This is a genomic window from Maricaulis sp., from assembly GCF_048270265.1.
Classification (GTDB): Bacteria; Pseudomonadota; Alphaproteobacteria; order Caulobacterales; family Maricaulaceae; genus Maricaulis.
In genome coordinates, this window is the sequence record NZ_JBLWTD010000044.1 from 1 (window position 1) to 6,882 (window position 6,882).

Sequence of the window (6,882 nt, forward strand, 5' to 3'; positions counted from 1 at the left end):
CAAAAAAAGAGCTTGCAACACTATCACAAGCCCTAAAACATTATCGATTAATCACCATTTTCAGCCAATCAAATATTATATTTATAATATTCAATCATTTTTAATCTTAGCTGTAATCATTATGCTAAGCTCTTTTTTTTGCTCTCTATTATCTTCAACACTAAATAAATACTTTAATAGCGGAATTTCTTTTAGTATTGGTATTCCACTTCTTTCTTCAATTTCTTGAGTTGTAATAACTCCACCCAAGTTAATCATTTCATCTTGTTTTATAATAGTTGTTGTATTGATTCTGCTTGTTTTAATTGTCGGATTTATGCTTCCACTGTACTCTTCAACTGACGACATTTCGCCCGAAATTGTAAGCTTCACTTTATCTTCCGACACAATCTCTGCATAAACATCAAGCATCACACCCACGCTTTTGTATTCTATATTTGTTTTTTCTTTATCATTATCATCATCGCGCTCTGTAGATGTTGCAATGGGAACCTGACTAACTGCGTTTATGCTTCCGTTTTGTTTGTCACTGATTAGAATTGTAGGTCTTCCAACCGTTTTGATTTTGTTCTCTGACTCAGAAAGCTGTATGAATGCTGAGAACTTATCTACAACTAATGAAGCTTCTAGGCTTTGCATTGCAGCGTCTAATATGCCTTTGTCAAGCTTATATGTAATCCCTGCGTTATCTGTCTTTAATCCGTACTTCATTCCGATATTCGTAAAGTTTCCGTCAGTCGTCTCTGATATATAAGCTTTTACTAATATTTGTTTTTCGATACCTAGAAGTGGCATTACTCTTCTGTTTACTAGCGGAATCACATCAGCGGGACACACAGCGTTTACATTATTTGTTTGTTCACTTGTGAACTTGCAATTATATCCATACTGTTTTTCAACCCAATCAAATTCCTTTTCTAAGTTCTCAGCTACGACTTTTGCATCGCTTTTTACTTTGTATGTTATTGTGTCATAATCGAAATTCACTTCATCATTTCTTCTTATAATTACAATATTATTTGTTGCTTCTAGTTTTAGTTTGTTTGCTTGAATAACTGCTGCAAAGATTTCTTGTGTCGTTTTATTTGTATTCGAACCGAAAATTTTTACATTCTCTTCTTCGATTTCTTTATCGATTATGATGTTTAATGATAAATCATTACTCACTAAATTAACGAAATCATTTAATGATATAACTTCGTTTGGCGCATCAAATGCGAAAGATGAGCTAGATGCAGTAACGATTATTGCTGCTAGTAATGATACAATTGCCTTTTTCATTTTTATTATCTTCTGTCATTGTATTAGTTTCTTCTAATATAACACTGTCATTTTTTGTTTCAATGTTTTTAGCCAAATCAAAGTTATATAAATCTAAAAATGTATTTATTGAAAAGTAGGTAGCAATAAGCAAAACGGGAACTACATAGAATAATTTTTTAATCATCTGCGGCATTTTGTATTTGTGCGTATGAAGCTCTGCACTGTAGTAACTTCCGTAAAATTTGGAATCTCTTTTTATTACTTGTTTAAAGTCACACGCTCTTCTTTCTGTAGATGAGTGGACATTAAAATGACTGTTATGCTCTAATCTTGAAACTTTATCGCCACCGTTCAGGTTTTTATAATGTATATGTTTATTAACGCAGGCTTTTAACTGATAATCAATTAATGATGAGTCTTGAGTTATTAATATTAAATCAAACCCTTTATGCCTGTGTGTGTTAAATTCTTCAATGTAATCTGGTGCTTTTGATGAGGCACTTCTCTTTCCAAAGAAATTCTGCACTTCGTCAATGACTATTACGCTACCTGCTTCAAGCTTGAACCATTCATGAGGATTTTCTAACCTTCTCCAATCGAGATTGAACCTTCTAATGTGCTTTGCTCTGATTTTGTAGTTATGTCTTCTGCATACGTCTATGAACCTTTCTAGCTCACTAACTCTCTCTTTTTTATACAGCCTTTTGCACCAATGCAAAAACTCATCAATATGATTGTACTCTCTGAATTCAGAACCCAAAAACGGAACATCATTCATACTTACTAATCTGTTATTCCTGTGCGCTTCTTTTACAATATCTTTGATTGCATTCTTTTCTTCATCACTACAGCTTCTCAAATATTTAGAGTAAAAGAACCCCTCAAATGAATTCAAAAAATTCAAATCTAACACTAAGCACTTAATGTTATTGTAATAAATGGGTCTTTTTGAAAATGCATTATTCTCACAAACCTCTTTAATAGCGTTCAGGGTTTTTGAAGCCCCTGGCGTTCCTGTCACTAGATAAATCATTACTTAACCACTTTTTCTGTAATTGTTAGCGTCACAAGCATTGTCATATATGCGATAAGAATGTTAATTATTTCAGCGCCCCCTGCTATTGCAAAAAGTGAATAGAGGTCAGAATCCAGAGCGCCAAACTCATTTGATATTAATGAAGAAACTTTCGCTGTAATATCATCACTAACTGAATATGTTAGTGCTCCGACACTTAAAGCTGTACCTGCTTTGATAAGTATCTTATAGAGACCCTCTCCAAAAAATTTCGCAATCAGCGTATATATTAACTGTAGAATTGGCATTTTACTTTCTCACTCTTCTAATAAAATCAATTGACAACATCATGATAAATAGCGCGATATATATATCTTTATACTTTGATGAAAAATCACAAAACAACTCATAGCTAAATTCAAATTTCTTTTCTATGTGCTTACCTGCGAACACAACATTTTCAAACAGTACGATTTCTTTTGGTGCGGGACATGTTCCGCTTTCACTTAATATCTTGTCATGATTTGTCAGCGATTCGCCTATATCTATAATGCTCTCACCTTCACCCTCTTCACCTTCTGAAAATGGGTCTTCTCCTATGCTGTTATAATCAATGTTGTATACACCATTTCCTTTTAGTAGGTTTTCTATATCATTAACACCACTCAAAACGCTTGAGTTTCCAGCGTCGATACTTCCGCCTGCATTCGGGTCTTTATCACAATTATTTCCTGTGTATCCATTCGCGCAAATGTTCGGATTGTATACGCCATCTGGATATTCAATTACTAAAGCAGGTCTTTTGTATTCACCGTTTTCACTATACACATTACATATTGTCTCTTTTTGCATTCCCTCAAGCTTTGGATATTCATCACACTGAACGTATTCACCTTCCCCTAGATTTCCGTTCATAAGATCATCAGGATTTGTGTTTTCGTAGTTGTCAGGGTCTTCTAAGCTTTCGCTTTTTTCACCGTCTTCGAGTTCTGGTTTTACACATACGTTATACTCTTTATTTAATACTGCATCATTTTCACACACTGCCATTTCTTCTGCTTCACACATATCACTATCTCTAAGTGTATACATGTAGCTAAGTGCTCCATTACCAGTTAATTTAAATTTCATTCTTACACACTTTTGATTATCAATTGATTTGTAAATTTCAGGCTCCCCAGTGTATTTTGCTTCACATCCGTTAATATTTAAAAGCCCTGAAACACTTGTCATTAAAATCGTTTGTGTGACTATTACATCAGCTTTACATGATTCTGATGCTTGAGGTTCTGGAAACTCGCACATCTGCTTATCCTCATTAAATACTTCACCTGCTCTGCATGACTTTTGCGCAATTTCAGCGGGTTCACTTTCTGAAACTAAATATCCGTAAAATGCCGTGTCTCTTTGTATTATTTTCCCTTCATTTGCATCTGTTCCTGCAAACTCAAATTTGCACGACAATCCTGTTGTTGTTTTTGTTGCTTCTACTGACTTATCTATGTAATAGGGACCTGAACTTACATAAATGCTACTATATACCCCTGACGAGTTAGCGGATATCGAACCGCGTTTAGCTTTATCTGCTATTTTACTGCACAACTCTTCATCTGTTTTCGCATACAGTCTATATTGCTCTCCAGCTTTCTTATCATTAAATATAATGCTTCTTACTAGATTACTAAAAACATAATCATTGCCTGTATATCTCCAGTGGAAGGCTGCATATTCCTGTCCGAATTCATTATAAAATGACGCACACATGCCCCACTCGCTCTTATTGTGACACTGAACCTCGCAATAAACATCGCTTTTATTGAGGTGCTTTGCAAAGCTAATATTGCTTCCTCGTGTAATCATTCTTTCTTCTGGGTAAGCTGACGTATACTGACCTGCAATATCACCACAGAGACTTTCTGTGCTTGCACTTGCATTTGAGGAAAAAAAGGATAGGAAGAATATTGATAGCATCAAGAAAATGCTATAGTTACACTTATTATAAAACATACGCAAAACATCAACTCTAAAATTAAATTACTATCAACAAGAATCATTTTGAAACCTTTCTACAAAAAAGCCCCGATAGCGGGGCTTATTCAAATTAACTAAATGTTAATTTGTTGCTGAGCGTTTAACCCAACGCAGGATACCAATTACAACCGCAATACCCACAGATACAACACCTAATGCAATGATTGCAGTTAAGCCTGCCGCTGATAACTCTGTGCCTGTAGCCACCAGATTATCAAGCCCTGCTTGTACTGTTGGGTCAACTGCTGCAAAAGAACTAGCTGATGCTAGAGCTGCTGCTGTTGCTGCTGATACTGTTACGATTTTATTTTTAGTTAGTTTACTCACGACAATTTCCTCTTCTAATTATATTGATTGTCTTATTTTTTTAATTATAAAAGCTGCAACTATCATCAAAGCCAATGCAGGCATAATGTGTACAATACTTCCGCTGCTTTGTAATTCAGTTGAGCTTATTAGTTGCGCATTCACGCATTCATTTTCAACAAGCTCTGTGCATGTTAAAAAATTCATATTAGATTACTTTAAATTCTTGTTTAACTTCGGGAACTTCAATAAAGAAAGGCAGTTCTTTTTCTTTTACTAGTTCATACTTTTCTTTTGTGATAAACATTGTATTTTTGTCTTTATTTTTATCATCTTTATCCTTCGGGATATAAAACCCTCTCTGTTTTGCATCTTTGCTTTCATTCAGATAGTGCATAATGTAGAAAGTCTCTTTTTTTCGTTCGCTAAAAATTTCTTTTACACTGTAGATTAAACGTTTCATAAATTTCTCTTCTGTTTTGTTTTTATATTAGTTGTTTCTAATTTAGTTTTATCTTATTTTCGTTTTTTTATTATTTCAAGTATTTTTTACAAAAAAAATCCAGCCAAATGGCTGGATTCAATTAACTATTTTGATAAATAAGGGGAATTTTAAACTAATTTTTTTAGCATTTTTCTTGCTTCTTTCATTATAAAGTCAGCATCATCTCTAAATACGATTTCAAAACATCTCTTTTGCTCTTGATACATTATTGATGTCTTCTTAAACGCATCGTCATCATCACTCAAATTTAAGTTATCAGCTCTTTCTGCAACTATCATTGCTGTTCCTTTGGCTTTAATTATTGCTATAACTGTTTTCTTAAAATCAACTCGCTCATTATCTAAGACAATCTCTCTCTCAATCTTTATATTCATTTTAAAATACTCATAATCATAATATTTGATTTTATTATAATCAAAAAAAAGCCGCTTTAAAAGCGGCAACTGGAATAGCTATGTTTTCTTATTTTTATTAATTCAATAATATCAAAATTATCTAGTTATTACAATAAAACTTTATTTCTAATTTTTAATGACCATTATTAGATCTTACATATAATAATAAACACGATACACATGGCACACATTGAGCGAAGCGGATAATGAGTGCATTGTGTAGCGTGTTATTTATTGTGTAATAATTAAGATAATGCTAATATATAAATATAGGCACGAACATACACTTAGTGACCGACTAAGGATATTCACTCGTTCCTCGTTTCATATCCGTCGGCAAAGGGACTGCATCCCTTTTGAATCCCTGCAACTTTACCTTTCAAATAAGACTTCGTCTTACTTAAAAGATAAAGTAAATAAAACAACAAAACAAGAGAGGTGATATTACGATTTAAAACTAAGAGAAGATATTATGTATCAATTTTTGCACATTGAAACTTATTCCTTACACTCTAAATATAACAAGAAGAGTCCAGAAAAAAGTTCAAAGTCATTTCATTCAGTTTCGCGTGAATTAATGCGTCATCCAGATGCAATTCCTCACGTACCTAATCCGTTACCTCCTTCAGTCTTATACGGCTATGACGCTTATGTCGCTCTACAGCTTGCTCAAGAGCGCGTCAATGCATCAACTGACCAGCTAGGTCGAAAGATTCGCAAAGACGCTCAGGTCGTTTTGAGCGGTGTTATTTCATGCCCTTTAGAATTCAAAGAAGAGTCAGATGAAAATTACAAAAAGTGGATAGCTGACAATATCAAGTACCTTCAAAACAAATATAAGGGCGAGCTTATAAGCGTCATTCTTCATGAAGATGAAAGCCACCCACATTTGCATTTTATATGCATCCCTAAACAGACGGATGATTGCAAGTTGCACATAAAAAGCATTCACGAACCAATCAGGGCAAGAGAAGAAACAACTGGCGGAAGGAAAGCTAAATATGAAGCGTACAAGAAAGCCTTCAGGGAGCTTCAAGACGAGTATTACTACTCTGTTGCATCAAAGTACGGCTTTCTACGTGATGGCGCTAGAAAGCAGCGTTTAACTCGCTCTGAGTATATGAAAAGAAAAGAGTCAGCGAAGAGGCTATCTGTTGTTCATCAGGATTTGTCTGACAAATTTGAGCGACACAAAAAACAGAAAAACCATATAACATTAGAGAAATCTAATATAGAGAAAGAGAAGGATAATCTTAAAAAACAAGAACTTGAAATCATTGAATCGAAAAAAGACTTAGTTGAAATTACAAAAATAACAAAAGAGAGAGAAGCAGATATGTTGTGTTTATTCAAAAGAAGAAAAAGCA

At 34.0% G+C, this 6,882-nt stretch carries 8 protein-coding genes; 1 reads left to right on the top strand and 7 read right to left on the bottom strand.

From position 1 onward, the window contains the following. Window positions 1-90: 90 nt before the first annotated feature. From ACN0YF_RS14585 to ACN0YF_RS14615, 7 genes are all read right to left on the bottom strand, one after another. A complete protein-coding gene (locus ACN0YF_RS14585; RefSeq protein WP_417494945.1) occupies window positions 91-1,281 on the bottom strand; it encodes a type II secretion system protein GspD in 1,191 nt (396 codons plus the stop codon). Further along, complete coding sequence (locus ACN0YF_RS14590; RefSeq protein ID WP_417494946.1) at window positions 1,229-2,284, bottom strand: zonular occludens toxin domain-containing protein; 1,056 nt, start codon at window positions 2,282-2,284, stop codon at window positions 1,229-1,231. Before ACN0YF_RS14590 ends, ACN0YF_RS14585 begins: the two co-directional genes overlap by 53 nt. Window positions 2,285-2,295: 11 nt before the next feature. Beyond that, the gene (locus ACN0YF_RS14595) at window positions 2,296-2,586 is read right to left on the bottom strand and encodes a DUF2523 family protein (RefSeq protein WP_417494947.1); all 291 of its coding nucleotides are present in this window, start codon (window positions 2,584-2,586) and stop codon (window positions 2,296-2,298) included. Window position 2,587: 1 nt separating this feature from the next. Next, complete coding sequence (locus tag ACN0YF_RS14600) at window positions 2,588-4,249, bottom strand: hypothetical protein (protein WP_417494948.1); 1,662 nt, start codon at window positions 4,247-4,249, stop codon at window positions 2,588-2,590. A 141-nt stretch (window positions 4,250-4,390) separates the two neighbouring features. Next, complete coding sequence (locus tag ACN0YF_RS14605; RefSeq protein WP_161437527.1) at window positions 4,391-4,636, bottom strand: hypothetical protein; 246 nt, start codon at window positions 4,634-4,636, stop codon at window positions 4,391-4,393. Between the two features lie 187 nt (window positions 4,637-4,823). Beyond that, entirely contained in the window at window positions 4,824-5,078 is a 255-nt protein-coding gene (locus ACN0YF_RS14610; protein ID WP_417494949.1) for a hypothetical protein, read from the bottom strand. A gap of 149 nt (window positions 5,079-5,227) precedes the next feature. Further along, window positions 5,228-5,494: a hypothetical protein gene (locus tag ACN0YF_RS14615; RefSeq protein WP_417494950.1), complete on the bottom strand. Its 267-nt coding sequence runs from the start codon at window positions 5,492-5,494 to the stop codon at window positions 5,228-5,230. Window positions 5,495-5,987: 493 nt separating this feature from the next. On the opposite strand from ACN0YF_RS14615, the gene ACN0YF_RS14620 reads away from it, so the two are divergent. After that, the coding region (locus ACN0YF_RS14620) for a plasmid recombination protein (RefSeq protein ID WP_417494951.1) at window positions 5,988-6,882 on the top strand (895 nt) is incomplete at its 3' end.

Coding starts and splice junctions, on each gene's coding strand:
- ACN0YF_RS14585 (WP_417494945.1), bottom strand. CDS start 1,281: ATGAAAAAGGCAATTGTATCATTACTAGCAGCAATAATCGTTACTGCA.
- ACN0YF_RS14595 (WP_417494947.1), bottom strand. CDS start 2,586: ATGCCAATTCTACAGTTAATATATACGCTGATTGCGAAATTTTTTGGA.
- ACN0YF_RS14600 (WP_417494948.1), bottom strand. CDS start 4,249: ATGCTATCAATATTCTTCCTATCCTTTTTTTCCTCAAATGCAAGTGCA.
- ACN0YF_RS14610 (WP_417494949.1), bottom strand. CDS start 5,078: ATGAAACGTTTAATCTACAGTGTAAAAGAAATTTTTAGCGAACGAAAA.
- ACN0YF_RS14615 (WP_417494950.1), bottom strand. CDS start 5,494: ATGAATATAAAGATTGAGAGAGAGATTGTCTTAGATAATGAGCGAGTT.